This is a genomic window from Micromonospora sp. NPDC093243 (assembly GCF_044753725.1).
Lineage (GTDB): Bacteria > Actinomycetota > Actinomycetes > Mycobacteriales > Micromonosporaceae > Micromonospora.
This window is the reverse complement of record NZ_JBIVNT010000010.1, coordinates 190639-209498: the sequence shown is the minus strand read 5'-3', so window position 1 is coordinate 209498 and position 18860 is coordinate 190639. Positions and strand designations below refer to the sequence as shown.

The following is an 18860-nucleotide window of genomic DNA, read 5'->3' as shown; positions in this document are numbered from 1 at the left end:
CGTCACGAGGGCGCGAAGGAGGATCGTCATGGCAGGCACTCGGCAGTTCCTGTTCATTCAGGGCGGCGGCGCGGGCGTGCACGACGAATGGGACAACAAGCTGTTCGACAGCCTGAGGCGCGAGCTCGGCGACGGGTATGAGGTCCGCTACCCGCGCATGCCCGACGAGGACGAGCCGAGTTACGCCGGGTGGAGCGCGGCCATCCGTCGTGAAATGGCGGCCTTGGACGACGGCGCCGTCGTCGCGGGCCATTCGGTGGGCGGAACGATCCTCATCAACGCGCTCGCCGAACGGCCACCGGAACGGGAGCTCGCGGCGATCGTGCTGATCGCCGCCCCGTTCGTCGGTGCGGGCGGCTGGCCCGGCGACGAGTTCGAGCTGCCGCACAACCCCGGGGCAAGGCTGCCGCAAGGCGTGCCGGTGCATGTGTTCCATGGACTCCAGGACGAAACTGCCCCACCGTCGCACGCTGACCTTTACGCCCGCGTCATCCCGCAGGCACAGCTGCACCTACTGCCCGGGCGCGATCACCAGCTGAACAATGACCTGAGCGCGGTGGCGAAGGTCATTAGTCTTGACGACCTCGGACCCGTCACCCAGGAACAAGAAGGGTGAGACGCGCAGGCCTCGGGGCCGCCGGCGGGGGCGGCTTACCGAGGCGTACGCGGGGTGGGAAGGGTGATGACCGCGGTCAGGACGACGGGGCGGGTCGGGCCGGGTCCGGGGTGCACGTCGCGCGGGAGCTGGCGGGTTCCTCGACGGTGAGCAGGTAGGCGGCAGCGGTGGCACGCCTTCGAGTGACCCCGAGCACCTGGAACGAGATCCGTGGCCCGACCCCGTCAGGGGAACCGGGCGTTCACCCTCGTCGCCGGTATCGGGCTGGCCCTGACCTTCGTTCGCGCCCGGTCATGAGCGACCGCGCGCGGACCGCCGCGTGATGCAGTCCGGGGCAAGGCCACCTTGCCTCTTTCTGCGGCTCAGGCCCACGGCGGCGGGTCATGGCAGGACGAACGAGTAGCCACTGTGGGTTCTGCGGTCGAGCGGAATGCCGATCTTGACGCAGCGAGCGATCTCCCCGCGGCTGATGCCCAGCCCTCTGGGCGGTGAACCGTTCGTGTCGAAGGGGCGAGTCCCACTTCAGGGTGAACCGGTTGTCCCGGGCGATCAGCGGGTCGAGAAGCACGCGGGCGACCAGGGGGGAGGAGTTGTCGGAGTAGCCCGCCAGAAGGATCGGATCCAGGCACCGGACCGGGATTCGATGGTGAACGGAAAGGCAGTGGACGCAGCGGAATGCGAGCGCGGGAAGGCCCGTGCGCGCACGGGTCCAGGGCGAAACGATATGAAGACGCGTAGACATGATCTCTCTCAAGACCTGACGGAAGGCATGGGAAATGAGCCGACGGCGACGTCGGCGACCGATGCGCGGGGAAGGTGTCAGGTCTAAAGAGCGGGCGGTGTCACGCGGGATGACGTCCTCTCGTGATTGGGTCGGAGAAAGAGATCCAGTTACAAGGTAGGGCGGGACGGGCTGGCGAGGCGATCCGTTTTTGTCCTGGCGCCGAGCACCGAGGGGCGGGACCGGCGAGTTGGGCGCGGCAGGCAGTTCCCCATCGGGGAGCACCGGCGGCCGTTTGTGGCAAACCTCCCCGTACCGGCCTCGGTTGCGGGCAAGATGAGACGGGTTCGCCCAGCGACACGGTGATCGGGGGGTCGGCCGTGAACGACGGATTGGTGACCAGGCGGAGCGCCCACGATGTCGGGGAGACAATCTCGGCGCTGCGGGCTGAGGCCGAACGCGTAGGCGCTGCGGTGGCGGCGGTGGTCGACCATGCGGCGGCCGCTCGCAAGGCCGGGCTGAGCATGCCCGACACGCAGGTCATCATCTTTGGGAACCCGCAGGCGGGCACTCCGCTCATGCAGGCCCGACCCGAGATCGCCATCGACCTGCCAATGCGACTCATGGTGCGCGACGACGGCCAGCCCGGCTCGCTGGTCACCTGGCAGGATCCCGCGTACCTCGCCCAGCGGTACGGACTGGGCGAGGATCAGCTTGCACCCCTGAACGCCCCGGCGAAGATCGCCTCCGCCATCGAAGGTCGCTGAGCACGCCGGAATCGTCCGCCCACAAAGCCCGCACGAGGCTCCCGCGGTGCCGCCCGTCGGCGCCCGTAGTGACCGTCGGCAGCGCGAACCCGAGGCCGGCAGGAGACGGGACCGGGAAGGCTACGGAATGACGTACGTCATCGACCGGGACAGTCTGGCCCGGCTGACCGCGGAGGTCGCCGGCCCGGTGTTGGTCCCCGGCGACGAGGGTTACCGCGCGGAGACCGCCACGTGGTACACGGCCCTGGCGCAACGCCCAATCGTCGCGGTCGGTGCCACGTCCGTCGCGGACGTGCAGGCCGCCGTCTGCTTCGCCAACGCGAACGGTCTGCCGGTCGCCGCGGTCGCGACGGGGCACGGTGCGGTCGTGCCCGCGGACGGTGCCGTAATGATCAATCTGCGCCGGATCAATGGCGTCAGCGTCGATGCGGGGTCGCGTACGGCGACGATCGGCGCTGCCGTCACAGCCCAGCGACTGATCGACGCGGCGGCCGAGGCCGGCCTGGCGCCGCTGGCCGGCTCGTCGCCCAACGTCGGTATGGTCGGCTACGTCCTCGGCGGCGGGCTCAGCCCGACCCTCGGCCGCACGTACGGCTACGCCGCCGATCATGTGCACACCGCCGAGATCGTCTCCTCGGATGGCTCGCTTCGACGGATCGACGCGGACCACGAGCCGGACCTGTTCTGGGCAATCCGAGGTGGCATGGGCAACTTCGGCGTGGTCACCTCGCTCACCATGGGCCTGGTGCCGGTGACGAGCCTGTACGGCGGCGGGCTGTACTTCGCCGGCGAACACGTCAAGGAGGTGATCGACGCGTACCGCCGGCTGGTTGCCGCCGCCCCGGAGGAGCTGACGGTGTCGTTCGCGTTCCTGCGGCTGCCGTCGGCGCCGTCCGTGCCGGAACCGTTGCGCGACCGCTTCACCGTCCACGTGCGGATCGCCTACCTGGGTCCAGCCGCCAACGGTCAACGGCTCGTCGCGGACCTTCGCGGCGCGGCGCCGGCCCTGATCGACACGGTGACCGAGATGGCGTACACGGCGATCGCCGCCATCCACGCGGATCCGGTCGCGCCGGCGCCGACGTACGAGATGTCGACCCTGCTCCGCGATTTTCCCGCAGAGGCCGCCGACGCGCTGATCGCCGTCGCCGGTCCGGGCGTCGACACCCCGGCGACGATCGAGATCCGCCAGCTCGGCGGCGCGCTCGGCCGCGAACCGCGCGTGCCAAACGCCGTCGGCAACCGCGACGCTGCCTTCCAGCTCTCCGGCGCCGCGTTCGGCACGCCCGGCATGGCGGAGGAGTTCGGCGCGCCGTTGGCCGCGCTCGCCGACGCGATGGCCCGCTGGGCAACGGGCGGCAAGCAGGCCAACTTTCTGACCGGCTACGACACCACGGTTGAGGCGGTGGCGCGGGCCTACGATCCGAACACCTACCAGCGTCTGGTGGAGGTCAAGCGTGCCTTCGACCCGCGCAACATGTTCCGCGTCAACCACAACATCAGCCCGGGACGGTAAAGGACGGGCCCTGGAGCGGCGCCCGGGAAAGCCGGCGACGAGAGCCGGCACGCCGACAGGGGGCCGCTGCGCGGAGCCGCAATCCTGACCAGTGCACCCACCGGGGTACCTGATCATCCCGGTTCACGTGGTCAATCCCGAAGGTCATGTCGACACGTCGACCCCCGTCAGAACGATGAGGCTCCGGCCAGGAGCGCCCGGGCCGCATCCGTCCACCAGTAGAGGACCTCCCGGCCCGACCGGCGCTTCTGGAGCAGACCGGCCTCCGTCAGCACGCGCAGGTGACCACCGACCGTGCCGAGCGGCAGTCCGGTCGCGGCGACCACGGCCGTGGTGCTGACCGGCTCGGCCGCCTGCACCAGAATCGTGCTCCGTGCGTTCCCGAGCAGGCGGCGCAGAGGATCCGGTGTGGTGAGAGCAGTCTCGGTGAAGATCCCCGTCACCGGATAGACGATCCCGAAGCGATCGGGCAACCTCCAGGAGATCCAGCCTCCCCGGCAGTGAGCCGCGAAGAACGTCAGCGTCCCGCCCCGCACGTCGCATGGTGGGTAAGGCCGTTGCTCGACCTGCAGCCGGCCGTCGCCGAGCCAGTGCATGCCCGGCCGCATGTCGTTGATGACCCCGGACCATCCGTCCCTGCTCAGGCGGGAGATCCGGGACACCACATCGGCGCGCAGCACCGATTGTCGGCGCGGCCAGTCCGGCTCGATCGTGTGTTGCCAGACCCAGCGCAACAGAGCGGCCGTCCGGCTCGCTAACCCCGTACCGCGTAGTTCCGGGGCCAGCGGGGACCGTACGTGGGCCAGGTCCCCACGGATCCGGTCGTCCGGCAACGACTCCAGTGCCACGAGCTCGTCGTCCAGCGTCATGTCCGGACGGGCAGGCGGCACCGTCAGGAAGTCAGCCATCCAGGAGGACGAGATCGCGTGCCCCAGAATGGCCGCGGTCACCGGATCGTCGTCGAGATAGCCATGGAACGCATCGACATGCTGGTCCCGCCAGGCTCGGTGCCACGGAAGCGGTTGACCCCGGCGCAGGATATTGAGCGCCCCCAACGTCTCGGTGAGCTGTGAAGTGCCGAAACGCGCCTGCGCCATCACTTCGGCGTCGACCAGGAACACCGCCACGTTTCGCCTCCAGTCGAAACTCTAGGGTGGCACCGCGCGACGCTGCAAGCTCCTGGCCATGCACAGCGAGACCCAGCCGAGCGAACCGACGTCCGTGAGCGCGCGAAACTTCAGGGCTCTGTGGGCCGGCGCCGCGGTCACCAACCTGGCTGACGGTGTCGTCAAGCTGACCCTGCCTCTGGTGGCCGTCTCGATGACGGGTTCCCCGGCGCTGGTCGCCGGTATCACCCTGGCCAACACTCTGCCCTGGTTGTTGTTCTCGCTGCCCGCCGGCGCGCTCGCCGACCGGGCCGACCGCCGACGCCTGATCATGACGATGGCCGCCGCGCGCGCCCTGGTCCTCGCCGTGCTCGTGGGTGCCATCCTCGCGGACGTCCTCCCGCTGGCCGGCCTGTACGCGGGGGCGCTGCTCCTCGGCACCGCCGAGGTGTTCGCCGACACAACCCGAATGTCGGTCGTGCCGATGGTGGTGCCCCGCAATCGCATGGAATCCGCGTTCGCGAAGTTGACCGCGACCGAGACCGCGGCCAACGAGTTCATCGGGCCACCTCTGGGTGGCCTGCTGGCCGCCGCCGGACTGGCCGCCGCGCTCGGCGCCGGCGGCCTGGGCTACGCAGGCGCGCTGCTCGCCTTGGCGATCATGACCGGCCACTACCGCAGCAACGGTTACCCCAGACCGGCGACGGGAGCATCCGGCCTCCGCGCCGACATCTGGGAGGGAATCCAGTACGTGTGGCGGGAAAGGATTCTGCGGACCCTACTGCTGGTGGCCGGCGCGGCGAGCGGATGCTGGGCGGCCTGGATGGCGGTCATCGTCGTCTATGCGGTCGCACCCGGGCCGATGGACCTGAGCCGGTCGGAGTACGGGCTGCTGATCGGCGCCCTGGGAGTGGGCGGCGTCGTGGGAGCCTCCGCCGCGCCCGCACTCACCCGCCGGCTGGGACGGCGGGTCGTCCTCGCCACGTCGATGGCCAGCTTCGCCGTGCTGCTGGCAGCACCGGCGATCACCTCGTCGCCCCGGCTGATCGCCGTGACGACCGTTCTGGGTGGGGCCGGCTCCGGCGCCTGGAACGTCACCTACAGCTCGCTGCGCGCGCTCGTCGTGCCCGACGAGATGATGGGCCGCTACAGCGGAGTCAGCCGCCTGACCAGCTGGGGATCGATGCCGCTCGGGGCTCTGCTCGCCGGCCTCACCGCGGAACTGATCAGCGTGAGAGCGGTCTTCTGGGGCGGAGCAGCACTCTGCTGCCTCGTGCTCGCAGCGACGTTACGAACGGTCACCTCACCCGAATTCCGACGGGTAGAAGCCCGCGCGACCGCCTCTCACGCACCTGCGTCGGCTCAGCTGCACCGATCCTGACTGTCGGGTCACCAGGCGAGGTCGATGCTCACTGTGATCCACGGGTCTGACCCTCGATCTCGAAGCGCAGATCCTCTGAACCTCACGCTGTCGAGCACGAGCTCAAACAGACGGTGTGACCGGCGACCGCCGACAGATGCGTCACAAGTGCCCGTTTTACGCGTTCGGGTCCCAGTCTGCGAGCTGCTCCATCGGCTCGGTGTCGCCGGTGGTCTCCAGGCCGTCGAGCGGGACGCGCTCGTAGAAGTAGAGGACCAGTTCGCTCGCTGCGCCTCGCATCGCCATGTCGCCCGGCTCCGCGTCTGCGGCGAGGTCGTCGCAGCGGACGCCGTCGGCGTTGAGGGTCAGGCGCCAGGAGCGGCCCTCGGTCGTGTGCAGGTCGATGGTCGCCGGCTTGAACGGCCAGGGGACGGTCGTCGCCGAGACGGTCGTCAGGAACTCGTCGACGCCTTCGACCGCGACGTCCGTCGGCAGCGGTTGTGCGGCCCCCTGGGCGAGTTGGGCGTCGTAGGTGTGGACGGCGATCTCCTGGATCTGGTGCCGGGCCACGGCTCCGCTGGTCTCCGGGGCCTGCGAGCGGCCCCACCAGGTCCAGCAGCCGCGGTCGGGGCCGGCCTTGCGCATCGCGTCGAGCATGAGCTCGGTCGACTCGGCGAGCCAGGCGTCCAGTGCTTCGCGGTCGCGGGGCGCGGTCGGGGCGCCCTTCGGGTCCGTCCTCGCCGGGGGCTCAGCGCCCGGGCCCGCCGCGATGATGGCGGCCTGGCGGCGGCGGCCGTCGCCGAGGTGCTGCGCCAGTTCGCGCAGCGTCCAGTCCGGGCAGGTCGGGACCTGGACGTCAAGGTCGGGGGCGGACGCGACCGCGGCGCGGAACGCGGCCGCGCGGTCTTCGATCAGCCGCAGGACCTCGGGGAACTCCAAGATGTTTTGCACGTCGGTGGTGTATCACTGCGCTCCGGCCGTCGGGTAGCGAATTTGTCGGACGAACGCGTCGACGGCCGGGCGGAGCGCCGGCGCCGAAGCCGTCCTAAGACTCCGCGCACTGCTCGCCAACGGCGACTTCGACCGCTATTGGACCTACCATCTGGGCCAAGAGCACCAGCGCAACCACCGGGCCCGCTACCGACTCGCTGCTTGACCTGCGAAGTCACTCCCAGCATTCCCGGGGTGACCTGGCGGTGCCGGCCGGTCCAGGAGGCGGGGCTGAGTCGTCACCTTTGGCCGAGGCCGCCGCTCACCTGATCGACATCCTCGAAACCGAGTCCCCCGCTGTGGATAACACGATAATTTCGCGATATGGGCATCACCGGGGGGATAGCATGCTTCTTTCTGATCGTCGTCCTTGTGGCGCTCATCGGGTTCTGGCTGGTGCGTTACGCGTTCGGCCCGAAGCAGCCGACGCAGACGGACGATGTGTTCGAAGAGTTACCACCGCCACCACCGGACGACCCAACGCCGCCGCAGCATCCGCGCGACGGTCGCTGACACGGCGACCGACGGGTCCTGGCGTACCAGGTCATAAGGAGGCGTCGACCAACACACCTGGTCGTCCGTGCCCGTGAAGTGCATCGCGACGCGCGGCCGCCAACCGCTTGTCGCCGGCTGATGCCGAGGCTGGCGGCAAGCGGCGTAACGAGGGTCGCCGCATGCGCCTTGGGCCACTTCCCGCCCCGATCCTCGATGCACACCGCTCCACAGCCGCTCTGGCCGCCGCCCGCTTCTGCACCTCGATGAGGTCGCGGCTCCTCTTGACGCTCCCACCGCTTCGCGTCAAGGCAAGAGTCCGCGCGACAGGGATCCGAGGGCCGACCGGCGTGCTGTCGAGTCGACGGACGCGCTTACCTACGGCTCGGTGATGCCTCGCGGCCGAGGTGGGCCCGGGCTCGGGCCGTACGAATGGCGGCGGTCAAGGTCGTGATGTCGTAGGCGCCGTAGTGGCGGCGGCCGTTGATGAAAAACGTCGGGGTGCCGGACACCCCGCTGTTGTCGGCCGATTCGATGTCGCTTTCGATGCGGCCGGCGTGGGCCTGGCTCATCAGATCGTCGTGGAAGCGCTTCTGATCCAGGCCGAGGTCGCCGGCGTATCTGATGAGATCAGTGATGTTCAGCTTGTCCTGGTGGTCGAGCAGCAGGTCGTGCATCTGCCAGAACTTGCCCTGAGCGGCCGCTGCCTCGGCGGCCTCGGCTGCTAGTCGGGCTTGCGGATGCACGTCTGACAGCGGCAGGTGACGCCACACGAAACGCAGGTCGGCGTGGCCCAACAACTGCCGGACGACCGGCTCGGCCTTGCCGCAGTACGGGCACTGGAAGTCGCCGTACTGCACCAGCGTTACCGACGCACCGGCTGGGCCGCGGACGTGGTCCCGCTTCTCGTCGACCCCTGGGATGAGGTCGATCAGCTCCGTCATGTCGCCGAACAGCGCCCGGGTGCGCTTGTCCTTGGGCAGCATGTTGGTGACGCGGAACGCGGCCCAGGTCAGCGCCGAGGATACGATCGCGGCGCTGAGCACCCCGACCTTGGCCTCGGCCAGTTGGTCGCCGGTGAAGGCCAGGCTGGCGATCAGCAGCGACACCGTGAAGCTGACACCGGCGATCGTGCCGCTGCCCAGCACGCCCACCCAGCCCACGGCCGGACGGATGCGGCCGTTTGAGATCCAGGTGAGCCCGGCCGAGGTGCCGATCACGGCGAGCGGCTTGCCGACGACATAGGCGAGCAGCACGCCCCAGGTGACAGGCGACGCGAACGCCTGGGCCAGGAACGGGCCGTCGATGCTGATGCCAGCGTTGGCCAGCCCGAACAGCGGCACGATGACGTAGCTGGACCAGGGGTGGTAGATGCGTTGAAGACGGTCGTTGGGCGACAGCGTATTCGCGAGGCCGATCGAAGCCGTACGCGCGAGCTTGGGCGTCGGCTGCTCACGGAACGACCGGAACAGCCCGCTGACCTGCTCGAGCTCAGCTCGGCCGGGAGAGTAGGCGAACGCGGTCAACCCGATGGCCAGTCCGGCCACCACCGGGTCGACTCCGCTGACCAGCAGCGCGCCCCACATCACGATGGCGACCGGCACGTACGCCGAGCCGCGTCGGACGCCGGCTGCGCGGATGGCCAGCATGACCGCGAACGCCGCTACGGCCACCACGATGGGCATCATCTTGATGTCGTCGCTGTAGACCAGGGCGATGACGATGAGTGCGATCAAGTCGTCGACCACGAACACGGTGAGCAGGAAGATCCGGACCCGGTCGGGCACGCCCCGGCCGAGCAGTGCCAGCAGGCCCAATGCGAGGGCGGTGTCGGTCGACATGGCCACGCCCCAGCCGTGCGCGCCCGGCCCGCCGTGGTTGATCACCAGGAAGATCAGCACCGGGATCAGCATGCCGATCACGCCGGCCACGCCGGGCAGCACGAAACGTCGCCGATCGCGTAGGTCGCCGAGGTCGAACTCGCGCCGCGCCTCAAGCCCGACGACCAGGAAGAACAACGTCATCAAGCCGCTGTTGATCCAGGTGTGCAGGTCGCGCGAGAGCTCGAGGTGCCCCAGGCGCAGGGACAGTTGGGTGCGCCAGACGGCTTCGTAGGAGCCGAGGTCGATGTTGGCCCAGAGCAGTGCGGCGACGATGGCGGCCACGAGCACGCGGGCGCTGCCGGACTCAGTTCGCAGGAAGGCTCGCACCGGTGCCGCTAGATTCCGCACCCGGATCGTTCGGCCGCTCATCTTGGTTTCGGTCACACGTCACCTTCCGACGCGCTGGCCGGGCCAGCATGGACAGCGAGATCACGTGCCGCAGTGCGGGCAAGCGACCCGCGGTTCAGTAGTGATCGCGCTGCCCCAGCTGCGGCCGGCTGCGGAGAGAGCCCGCAGATGACCTGCAGGATGCGGACGACTATCAGGTGAGGTCATGGTCGGGGCGACCGTGCTCGACGAGGCACTGCGATGCTCGCTCGAACCCGGCGCACCGTCCACCGTGGCGCCGCTGATCACACTGCGAGCCGTGCGCGACGCCGGCCTCTACCCGCACGGCTCGCGCACGCCACCAGGACCTGCGCCGCATGCACGGCACCACATCGCGTTCAAGCTGTCGCGGTCGACGGAAACACTGTCGCCACCTGGGGCGGAACGCAACCACTTGCTGCTCGGCCGTGATCGCCGAGCAGTAACCGCCCTGATGTCAGCGCGGGCCGACGAACTCGGTCCGCACGCTCCACGCGAACTGGATCAGCGGGGTCACCGGGGACCTCTCGGCAATCTCATGCATCACCTTCAAGTCGTCAGGGTCAGGCTCTTCACTCAGCGTGATCGTGCGCTGCAGGTAGCGCTCTGCGCCTTCCTGCGCGGGTTCGTGGTAGTCGATCTCGACGGTGATGTCACCGGCGGTGTCGTACTTGTAGTCGACGTACTGCCGCAGCGTCTGAGCAGTGCACGACGCGAGCGCCATCAACAGGTACTCCGTCGGCGTCGGGCCTTCGCCGAGTGCGCCGTTGTGCGGTTCATCGGCGACGAACGTGAAGCCGCGGGTCGTCATGTCCGTGCGCCGGCGCTCAGTGGCCGGAAGGACAGCTCGGGCGGATGCGACGACACGATCCTGATCGGTTTCCATCAGCCGCGCCTTCCTGTAGATCCTGGTAGTGACGGTCCAGGTACGCGGATCCAGCAGCAGCCGAGCCGCAGTCTGAGCGGGGGCTATGGCCGGGCGTATTACCCACGACCGGGTACCTCCGCAGGCTAGCCCCGGCGGACTGGATAGTCCAATTGATCGCTCGCCGCCAGAACCGCTCGGCCCCGCTAGCCATCGCCTCGGGGTGTTTTAAGCTGCACTAAGAGGTAGTCAGGATCAAGCCGTCCCAGCTTCACTCGCTCAACAGCATGCCCAGAGATGGACCAACCAGTCCGTTGAGGCTAGGATGTTCACGCATCTGGGCGGCAATCGTCGTCGCCTCCCGCGACTCGGCGGACTCGAGGAAGGCGTAGGAGTCGCCGTTGCGCAGATGGGTGAGGGGGAGTAGGGCTTGCCGGCCGGGTCCAGGCGCCGCCACCGGGATCGATTCTCGCCCTCAGCGATCCGGACTGCTCGCGCCCGCCGTGACCAACCTGATCACGATGAAAGGGCCCAATTAACGGGTCGGCTCGCCGGACGGCTCCGAGAGGAACGATTTGATGTGTTCCAGCGCCATGTCCAGAGCAACTTCCATGGGTGCGATGTTGTGCGCGGCGTTCGCCAGCAGGTAGCCGCCCTGCAGGGCTGCCATCAACCCGGTGGCCAACTTCTCCGGGTCGGCGTCCTCGCGCAGTGCACCGCTTTCCCGCATCCGGTGCAGACCATCACTGATCAGCTTTTCCCATGCCGCAAACGTCTCAGACAGCATCGATCGAGCCTGCTCATCCTGATCGGACAGCTCGACAGCCATCGACCCGAGGCCGCACCCGTACTTACCGTTGTTCAGCGAGTTGGCTTGGACCAGCGCGTTACGCCACCGAACCAGCCCTGAGAACGATCTCAGTCGTTCGAGCCCTCCGCGCTCACGCTGAAGCACAAGCTCGCCTCGATATTTGACCAACGCGCGTACGAGTTCCTGCTTGTCGGCGAAGTGGTGGTACAGCTGAGACTTGCTCGTCTGGCTTGCCTCGCGGACGTCGTCGAGGGTCGTCGCGTTCACTCCGCGCACGAACATCAGCCGGTTCGCCGCCTCGAGGATCCGCTCTCGCGTCGCGATGCCGCGTTGGCTGATCCTTCGCTGCTTCGTCGGCGCAGCCCCCTGCTCGTCGCCCATCGGTCAAGTGTATCCAGCGTGCCAGATAACCCACCTAGAATGGGACCTTGGAGTCCAGCCGGCACCATGTCGCATTCGTGGTGGTGAAGGACGAACGCATTAGCCGCCTACCTGACCTAACTGGGTGCTATGTCCGCGAGATCCTCGGTGGGGCGAATCTTTTCCTGGACTATCTAGTCCTAGACTGGGCAGGCTGCTGCTCAGGAGTTGCTCGGCGATGCGTCGTGAGCGGCGCGCCGACGGTCAGCGGCACCGGTGCCGCAGAGGGCCCGCACCTATCCGGCCGACTCCTCGTCCAGGCCGACCACTTCGGCCTGGGCCGGCGCGCGGACCCGGGGTCCGCGCGCCGGAGGTGTCAGGCCGTCGCCCGCTTCGGGAGCTTCCACCCGGGGCGCGGGAAGTGGCAGGTGTAACCGTTGGGGTAGGTCTGCAGGTAGTTCTGGTGCTCGGGCTCGGCCTCCCAGAAGTCGCCTGCCGGGGTGACCTCGGTGACGACCTTACCGGGCCACAGGCCCGAGGCGTCGACGTCGGCGATCGTGTCCTCGGCGACCCGCTTCTGCTCGTCGCTGGTGTAGAAGATCGCCGAGCGGTAGCTGGTGCCGATGTCGTTGCCCTGGCGGTTCTTCGTCGAGGGGTCGTGGATCTGGAAGAAGAACTCGAGCAGCGCGCGGAAGTCGGTCTTCTCGGTGTCGTAGACGACCTCGATGGACTCCGCGTGGGTGCCGTGGTTGCGGTAGGTGGCGTTCGGGACGTCGCCGCCGCTGTAGCCGACGCGCGTGGACACGACGCCGGGCTGGCGGCGGAACAGCTCCTCCATGCCCCAGAAGCAGCCGCCGGCGAGGATCGCCTTTTCGGTGGTCACGTCGTCTCCCTACTTGTCGTCGGTGTCAGTGTTGGTGTCACTCGTGAACAGGGTGCGGTATTCGCCGTACCCTGCGTTGTTCAGGTCGTCGAGGTGGATGAACCGCAACGACGCGGAGTTGATGCAGTAGCGCAGTCCACCCTTGTCGCGGGGACCGTCGTTGAAGACGTGGCCGAGGTGGCTGTCCCCGTGCAGTGAGCGGGCCTCAGTCCGGATCATCCCGTGGCTGGAGTCTTCGCGCTCGATAACGTTCGTCTTGGCGATCGGCTTCGTGAAGCTCGGCCAGCCGGAGTTGCTGTCGTACTTGTCGACCGATGCGAACAGCGGCTCGCCGGACACGACGTCGACGTAGATGCCGGGCTCGTGGTTGTCCCAGTAGGCGTTGGCGAACGGGCGCTCGGTGCCGTCCTGCTGGGTCACGCGGTACTGCTCCGGGTCGAGCCGCGAAACGGCTTCCGGGTTCTTGTGGTACTGGGTCTGCTGTGGCACAGCTCTCCCTTCCCGGGCTTTTCGCCGTGAAGCTGGGGAACCAGGTGAAGCGCACCTGAACGCGCAGATGTACAGACACCCTACGGGTCGGTTGTATTCCCGTAGCCCCTACCTATCTTGGACCTCCAAGTCCTAAAGGGGTGCCCGGAGGTGACCGACCTGGTGCCATCGCTACGGGGGATGTCCTGGGGTAAGTTGCCGGCTCAGTGACATCCGATCGAGCCCAGGACTGGACTTGACCGACCAGTTTTCCTGCGGCTAGGTTCGGGGCGTCCGACTGGGTGCATCCGGTAGCGACGACCTGTCCGGCTTGCCCACCGGCGCCGAGTTCTACGGACGTCGCGCCACTCCCGGGGATCCGGGTGCTGCCAACACAGATCGCGATTCGGTGGGGACGCCGCTAACGCTGGTGAAACGGGACTTGCACCTCGTGACCGTGCAAACGAGGACCGGATACAGGAGGCGCCGGATGAAGGCGATAGTGGTGACGGACGAGGCCGCGGGAACGGCCGGGATGACGCTGGCGGAGCGACCGGAGCCGCAGGCGGCGGTGAACGACGTCCTCGTCGAGGTACATGCGTCGGGATTCACCCCGGGCGAGCTGACGTGGCCCGGCACCTGGACCGATCGCCTCGGGCGGGACCGCACGCCGTCGATCCCCGGCCATGAGGTGGCTGGCGTGGTCAGCGCGCTCGGCTATGGCACGAGGGGTCTGTCGGTGGGGCAGCGGGTGTTCGGCCTGGCGGACTGGAGTCGCGACGGCACCCTGGCCGAGTACGTGGCCATCGAGGCGCGCAACCTTGCGCCGCTTCCGGGCGATGTCGATTTCACGGTAGGGGCGAGCCTGCCGATCTCGGGCCTGACCGCGTGGCAGGGACTGTTCGTGTACGGCCGTTTTCAGGCGGGGCAGAGCGTCCTCGTGCACGGCGCGGCCGGTGGAGTCGGCTCGATGGTGACCCAGCTCGCCAAAGAGGCCGGCGCCTACGTCATCGGCACTGGACGTGCCGCCGACCGCCAGAGCGCGCTCGACTTCGGCGCGCACGAGTTCGTCGACCTCGGCAACGACGCCCTGGATGACGTTGCCGGCGTCGACCTGGTTTTCGACGTGATCGGTGGCGACATCCAGAAGCGCTCTGCGGGTCTGGTCAGAGCCGGCGGAATGCTGGTGACCATTGCCGGCCCGCCTGAAGCTCGGCCGGCGGACGGCCTGGCGGTTGATTTCGTTGTCGAGGCCGATCGCGCGCAACTGGGTGAGGTCGTCCAGCGGATCAGGGATGGTCGGCTGCGGACGAACATCGGCAACGTCGCGACCCTCGACGATGCCGTCGCCGCCTTCAACCCGACCGAGCGGACCAAGGGAAAGACGATCATCCGCGTTCGCTCGTAGGACTCGGCACACGTGCCACGACCCGGAAGTGATTTGTTGACCATCAACGAGGGCGTATCCCCATGACCGACCCAACCGAGCCGACCCGCTACGCCTTCGAGTACCCCGACGAGAAGGGCGCCCTCGGCCAGGACCAGACCGTACTCATCGACGAGGTAATCGACGATCCCCACCCCCCCGCGTTCGACTTCCACGTCGTCAACGACGAGAAACTCGGCATCTACGACGCCATCGTCGGAAATCGGGAGGTGGCCGGGCTGGCCTACAACGTCGCCGGGAACGATCGGCTCGTGCTGCTGGCCACCTCGGTGTTCCCCGAGTTCCGCAAGCAGGGCATCGCCACCGAGCTGATCCGACGCGTCCTGGACGACGTGCGCGTGCAAGGCAAGACGATCACCCCCAGGTGTCCGATCGTGCGCACCTTCATCGAGCGCAACCCCGAGTACGCCGACCTCATCGACCCTGAGCACCCGGGAGTAGCCCAGGGCTACACCCATTTGTCGTAAACCCCACCTATTAGCTCCCTGGCAGGCAGTGTGACGATGACGATCAATCTCGAGGCCGAGGCGGCCACCCGGGAAGAGAACAACGCGGCGCTCATCGCTGCCCTGAACGAGACAAGTCTCAGCGAGGCGGAATCCAGCTGGGAGCTTGATGTCATCAACGACGCGGAGCGCGGTCGCTGGATCGCCGCCCTCGGCGCCGAAGCGATCGCCGAGCTCCCGTACCGGTTCGTCGGCGGCCGTGTCGTGCTGCTCACGACCTGGGTCGATCCCGCCTACCGACGCAATCGGGTGGCCACGGAGCTCGTCGCTCGCGTGCTGGACGAGATCCGCGAGAGCGGGAAAAAGATCACCGTCATCTGCCCGGTCGTGGGTAAGTTCATTGCCCGCAACCCGGAATACCTCGATCTCATCGACAAGGTCCATCCCGGCGCCGGCGCCTACCCCCAGCACGCACCCGCGGAAGGCGACCACGACGGGGAGCTCACCGCGTTCGCGAACGACGTGACGTAGCCGTCCGACGACGCCGTCAACCCGACCGGGCCGGTCAAGGGCAAGACCATTATCAGGCGAGGACTGGTACAGAGAGGCATTCGGATGAAAGCGATCGTGGTGACGGACCAGGCCGCGGGAACGGCGGGGATGACCCTGGCGGAGCGGCCAGACCCCGACGCAGTGAGGCTCGCCAGCCTGGAGGGCGCGAACTACGGCGATGTCGTCGTTGAAGTTCATGCGTCGGGATTCACCGGGAATGAGCTGCAGTGGCCCTCGACCTGGATCGATCGCCTCGGGCGTGACCGGACGCCGTCGATCCCCGGCCACGAGGTCGCCGGTGTGGTCACCGCCCTCAGCTATGGCACAACGGGCCTGTCGGTGGGACAGCGGGTTTTCGGCATCACGGACTGGACACGCGACGGCAGTCTCGCGGAGTACACAGTCGTCGAGGCACGCAACCTCGCACCGCTGCCGGGCGACGTCGACTTCACGGTGGGCGCAGGCGTCGCGATGGCGGGCCTGACCGCCCTCCAAGGTCTGTTCGATCACGGCCGCCTCCGGGAGGGGCAGAGCGTCCTGGTGCACGGTGCGGCCGGCGCTGTCGGTTCGATGGCGACGCAGCTCGCCCGTCAGGCCGGCGCCTACGTCATCGGCACCGGACGTGCCAGCGGCCGGCAGACCGCAGTCGACTTCGGCGCGCACGAGTTCGTCGACCTCGACAAGGACACCCTGGAAGACGTCGGCGGCGTCGATCTGGTCTTCGATGTCATCGGCGGCGACATCCAGAAGCGGTCCGCGGGTCTGGTTCGAGCCGGAGGAACGCTGGTGACCGTCACCGGGCCGCCCGAGGCGCGGCCCGCTGACGGCCTGGCGATCGACTTCGTTGTCCTGTCCGACCGCGCCCAGCTGGGTGAAATCGCCCAGCGGGTCCGGGACGGACGCCTGCGGACGAACATCGGCACCGTGGCGGCCCTCGACGACGCCGTCGCCGCTCTCAACCCGACCGAGCGGACCAAGGGGAAGACGGTCATCCGCGTCGGTCCATAAGGACCCGGAGGCAGCAACCGGGCTCTCGTGGATCAGCATCAGCTACGTGGTCGGGGTCGGACGACTCGTAGGGGAACACCTCAGCGGACTGGCGTCTGCCGACGCTTCGACCAGATTGTGGCTTGACAGGCAGCCGGGTCCGGCGTGGACGATTCGGTGTGAGGATTCTTGTGGTCGGCGGAAGCGGTCTGATCGGCGCCCATGTCGCGGAGGTGCTACGCGAACGAGGCCATGCCGTGACCACCTTGGCCCGTACTGCTCAGCCGGGAGTTGATCACCTACTTGATCTCGACTCTGCGTCGATCGACCAACTGCGTCCGCTGCTCGCCGGCCACGACGGCGTGGTGTACGCCGCCCGCACCGATGAGCAGCGACCGCTGCGCAAGCCGATCTATCCGGTGTTCCGCCGAGACATCGTCGATCCGGTGGTGCGCCTGTTCACTGCGGCCCGCCACGAGGGTCTCACCCGCGGGGCAATCATGGGCTCCTACTACACCTACTTCGATCGGCTGCATCCACAGTGGCGTCTCGCAGCCCGCCACACCTACGTTCGGTGCCGATTGGAGCAGGCACAGGAGGGACGGGTGGCCGCCGGTCCGGATCTGCCGGTCGCGGTGATCGAGTTGCCGTTCGTCTTCGGCCGGGCCGGCGACCGCCTACCGAACTGGGCTGGCCCACTGGACCGCTGGGCCAGATCTCGTACACCGCTGGCCGTCCCCGTGGGCGGGACTGCGACGACCTCGGCGCGCAGCGTGGCCGAGATCGCGGTGGATGCTCTTGAGCAGGCCCGCGGCGAGGACATCCCGGTCGCCGACGAGAACCTCACGTGGAACGAAATGATCGCGCGCATTGCCGAGGCAGTCGGCCGGCGCCGCCGGGTCAGTCGCCTACCTGCGAGCGCCGTGCGGGCCTCACTACGACTTGGCGGCATGCTGCAGACCCTCGGACGCAAGGAGTCGGGCATCAACCTCGACCACCTCGCCGACCTCCTGCTCGCCGAGCTGTTCATCGAGCCGGCGTCTGGCCGGTCGCTGGGCCCGGCGCTCCGCCAAACCTTCGCCGATACGGCATCGGCTGCATAGCACAATCGCCTGCCAGAGCTGCGCCACCGCAGCCGGGAGGGATCGCGGCTCTCCTCGTCGGCAACCGTTTGTCCCGGGGTGCTAAAGACGATGTGGGGCCGCCGGCCCCGGACGCATCGGGTACGAGACTGGCCTCCTCCCACCGGAGGGTTAGGGGTACGCGGATGAGAGCCGTCGTGTACGACCGTTACGGGCCTCCGGACGTGTTGCGGGTCGAGGACGTTCCCAAGCCGTCTCCCGCCGCTCGGCAGGTGCTCGTCAGGATTGCGGCAACCTCGGTCAATCTGAGCGATTGGGAGACGCTGCAGGGCTGGCCACTGTATTCGCGCATCGGTGGGCTGCGCTCCCCGGCACGCCGGACACTCGGCTCGGACATTGCCGGGCGGGTCGATGCGGTCGGCGAGGCCGTCACACGGTTCCGACCCGGTGACGAGGTGTATGGCGACAACCTCATGCTCAAGGGCGGCTTCGCCGAGTACGCGATCGCCCCTGAGTCGGTGCTGGCCCGGAAGCCTCCAGCACTGACCTTCGCCGAGGCGTCGACGATTCCGCAGGCGGGCGTGATCGCGTGGCAGGGTACCGGTGGCGCCGTGGCCGGACAGCGGGTCCTGATCAACGGTGCCGGCGGGGGTTCGGGGTCATTCGCGATTCAGCTTGCCAAGCGACTCGGCGCTCAGGTGACCGGAGTCGACAACGCAGGCAAGCTCGACTTCATGCGGTCGGTCGGCGCGGACAAGGTGATCGACTACCGCAGCGAGGACTTCACCCGCAGCGGCCCGTACGATCTCATCCTCGATCTGGTCGCGCACCGGTCGGTGTTCGCCTACCGCCGGGCGCTGGCTCCCGGTGGCCGTTACCGGTGCGTTGGCGGGTCGGTCCCGGCGCTGCTGCGCGTACTGACGGTCGGCTCGGTGGCCGGTCGGCTCACGCACCGCCGGTTGGGCGTCCTCGCCGTCAAGGAGGGGCCGAAGCACTTCGAACCGGTGGCCGATCTCTGCGTAGCGGGTGACCTCGGTATCCACATCGACCGCACCTTCAACCTCGACGAGGTGCCCGAGGCATTAGCCCACGTCGGTGAGGGACGCGCCCTCGGCAAGGTCGTCGTGAGTGTGAACTGACTG

18 protein-coding genes are annotated in these 18860 nt (G+C 68.2%); 11 read left to right on the top strand and 7 right to left on the bottom strand.

Features of this window, described 5'->3' with window-relative positions; genetic code table 11:
* The first annotated feature begins 28 nt into the window (after positions 1-28).
* The 3 genes from ACIP9D_RS29355 (at position 29) to ACIP9D_RS29345 (ending at position 3620) form a co-directional block, all read left to right on the top strand.
* The gene (locus tag ACIP9D_RS29355) at positions 29-616 is read left to right on the top strand and encodes an alpha/beta fold hydrolase (RefSeq protein WP_350874570.1); all 588 of its coding nucleotides are present in this window, start codon (positions 29-31) and stop codon (positions 614-616) included.
* A 1101-nt stretch (positions 617-1717) separates the two neighbouring features.
* The gene (locus ACIP9D_RS29350) at positions 1718-2104 is read left to right on the top strand and encodes a DUF302 domain-containing protein (protein ID WP_350874571.1); all 387 of its coding nucleotides are present in this window, start codon (positions 1718-1720) and stop codon (positions 2102-2104) included.
* A 127-nt stretch (positions 2105-2231) separates the two neighbouring features.
* Entirely contained in the window at positions 2232-3620 is a 1389-nt protein-coding gene (locus ACIP9D_RS29345; RefSeq protein ID WP_350874572.1) for an FAD-binding oxidoreductase, read from the top strand.
* Positions 3621-3787: 167 nt separating this feature from the next.
* On the opposite strand, the gene ACIP9D_RS29340 is transcribed toward ACIP9D_RS29345, so the two are convergent.
* Entirely contained in the window at positions 3788-4747 is a 960-nt protein-coding gene (locus ACIP9D_RS29340; RefSeq protein WP_350874573.1) for a helix-turn-helix domain-containing protein, read from the bottom strand.
* Positions 4748-4805: 58 nt separating this feature from the next.
* Here ACIP9D_RS29340 and ACIP9D_RS29335 point away from each other — a divergent pair, with 58 nt between their 5' ends.
* Positions 4806-6107: an MFS transporter gene (locus ACIP9D_RS29335; RefSeq protein ID WP_350874574.1), complete on the top strand. Its 1302-nt coding sequence runs from the start codon at positions 4806-4808 to the stop codon at positions 6105-6107.
* A gap of 156 nt (positions 6108-6263) precedes the next feature.
* On the opposite strand, the gene ACIP9D_RS29330 is transcribed toward ACIP9D_RS29335, so the two are convergent.
* Positions 6264-7037, bottom strand: coding sequence for a maleylpyruvate isomerase N-terminal domain-containing protein (locus ACIP9D_RS29330; protein WP_350874575.1), 774 nt, complete (start codon positions 7035-7037; stop codon positions 6264-6266).
* A gap of 363 nt (positions 7038-7400) precedes the next feature.
* Here ACIP9D_RS29330 and ACIP9D_RS29325 point away from each other — a divergent pair, with 363 nt between their 5' ends.
* Positions 7401-7589, top strand: coding sequence for a hypothetical protein (locus tag ACIP9D_RS29325; RefSeq protein ID WP_350874576.1), 189 nt, complete (start codon positions 7401-7403; stop codon positions 7587-7589).
* Positions 7590-7942: 353 nt separating this feature from the next.
* Here ACIP9D_RS29325 and nhaA read toward each other — a convergent pair whose 3' ends face one another.
* From nhaA to msrB, 5 genes are all read right to left on the bottom strand, one after another.
* Entirely contained in the window at positions 7943-9835 is a 1893-nt protein-coding gene (gene nhaA, locus ACIP9D_RS29320; protein ID WP_350874577.1) for a Na+/H+ antiporter NhaA, read from the bottom strand.
* Between the two features lie 439 nt (positions 9836-10274).
* Positions 10275-10703: an OsmC family protein gene (locus ACIP9D_RS29315; RefSeq protein ID WP_350874578.1), complete on the bottom strand. Its 429-nt coding sequence runs from the start codon at positions 10701-10703 to the stop codon at positions 10275-10277.
* Between the two features lie 514 nt (positions 10704-11217).
* Positions 11218-11874, bottom strand: a complete 657-nt coding sequence (locus ACIP9D_RS29310; RefSeq protein WP_350874579.1) for a TetR/AcrR family transcriptional regulator — start codon at positions 11872-11874, stop codon at positions 11218-11220.
* A gap of 355 nt (positions 11875-12229) precedes the next feature.
* A complete protein-coding gene (msrA, locus tag ACIP9D_RS29305) occupies positions 12230-12736 on the bottom strand; it encodes a peptide-methionine (S)-S-oxide reductase MsrA (RefSeq protein ID WP_091343884.1) in 507 nt (168 codons plus the stop codon).
* Positions 12737-12745: 9 nt separating this feature from the next.
* On the bottom strand, positions 12746-13225 hold the full coding sequence (msrB, locus tag ACIP9D_RS29300) for a peptide-methionine (R)-S-oxide reductase MsrB (protein WP_350874580.1): 480 nt from the start codon (positions 13223-13225) through the stop codon (positions 12746-12748).
* Between the two features lie 469 nt (positions 13226-13694).
* Here msrB and ACIP9D_RS29295 point away from each other — a divergent pair, with 469 nt between their 5' ends.
* The 6 genes from ACIP9D_RS29295 (at position 13695) to ACIP9D_RS29270 (ending at position 18857) form a co-directional block, all read left to right on the top strand.
* Entirely contained in the window at positions 13695-14612 is a 918-nt protein-coding gene (locus ACIP9D_RS29295; protein WP_350874581.1) for an NADP-dependent oxidoreductase, read from the top strand.
* 62 nt (positions 14613-14674) lie between these two features.
* On the top strand, positions 14675-15118 hold the full coding sequence (locus ACIP9D_RS29290; protein WP_350874582.1) for a GNAT family N-acetyltransferase: 444 nt from the start codon (positions 14675-14677) through the stop codon (positions 15116-15118).
* Between the two features lie 36 nt (positions 15119-15154).
* The gene (locus tag ACIP9D_RS29285) at positions 15155-15628 is read left to right on the top strand and encodes a GNAT family N-acetyltransferase (protein WP_350874583.1); all 474 of its coding nucleotides are present in this window, start codon (positions 15155-15157) and stop codon (positions 15626-15628) included.
* An 84-nt stretch (positions 15629-15712) separates the two neighbouring features.
* Positions 15713-16657: an NADP-dependent oxidoreductase gene (locus ACIP9D_RS29280; protein WP_350874584.1), complete on the top strand. Its 945-nt coding sequence runs from the start codon at positions 15713-15715 to the stop codon at positions 16655-16657.
* 158 nt (positions 16658-16815) lie between these two features.
* The gene (locus tag ACIP9D_RS29275) at positions 16816-17739 is read left to right on the top strand and encodes an NAD(P)H-binding protein (protein WP_350874585.1); all 924 of its coding nucleotides are present in this window, start codon (positions 16816-16818) and stop codon (positions 17737-17739) included.
* A gap of 176 nt (positions 17740-17915) precedes the next feature.
* Positions 17916-18857, top strand: coding sequence for an NAD(P)-dependent alcohol dehydrogenase (locus ACIP9D_RS29270; RefSeq protein ID WP_350874586.1), 942 nt, complete (start codon positions 17916-17918; stop codon positions 18855-18857).
* The last annotated feature ends 3 nt before the right edge of the window (positions 18858-18860 follow it).

What these genes read in the sequence shown, in the direction of transcription:
- ACIP9D_RS29315 (WP_350874578.1), bottom strand. Translation starts at nt 10,703, where the DNA reads ATGGAAACCGATCAGGATCGTGTCGTCGCATCCGCCCGAGCTGTCCTT.
- ACIP9D_RS29280 (WP_350874584.1), top strand. Translation starts at nt 15,713, where the DNA reads ATGAAAGCGATCGTGGTGACGGACCAGGCCGCGGGAACGGCGGGGATG.
- ACIP9D_RS29325 (WP_350874576.1), top strand. Translation starts at nt 7,401, where the DNA reads ATGGGCATCACCGGGGGGATAGCATGCTTCTTTCTGATCGTCGTCCTT.
- ACIP9D_RS29345 (WP_350874572.1), top strand. Translation starts at nt 2,232, where the DNA reads ATGACGTACGTCATCGACCGGGACAGTCTGGCCCGGCTGACCGCGGAG.
- ACIP9D_RS29355 (WP_350874570.1), top strand. Translation starts at nt 29, where the DNA reads ATGGCAGGCACTCGGCAGTTCCTGTTCATTCAGGGCGGCGGCGCGGGC.
- ACIP9D_RS29290 (WP_350874582.1), top strand. Translation starts at nt 14,675, where the DNA reads ATGACCGACCCAACCGAGCCGACCCGCTACGCCTTCGAGTACCCCGAC.
- ACIP9D_RS29335 (WP_350874574.1), top strand. Translation starts at nt 4,806, where the DNA reads ATGCACAGCGAGACCCAGCCGAGCGAACCGACGTCCGTGAGCGCGCGA.
- ACIP9D_RS29295 (WP_350874581.1), top strand. Translation starts at nt 13,695, where the DNA reads ATGAAGGCGATAGTGGTGACGGACGAGGCCGCGGGAACGGCCGGGATG.
- ACIP9D_RS29310 (WP_350874579.1), bottom strand. Translation starts at nt 11,874, where the DNA reads ATGGGCGACGAGCAGGGGGCTGCGCCGACGAAGCAGCGAAGGATCAGC.
- ACIP9D_RS29285 (WP_350874583.1), top strand. Translation starts at nt 15,155, where the DNA reads ATGACGATCAATCTCGAGGCCGAGGCGGCCACCCGGGAAGAGAACAAC.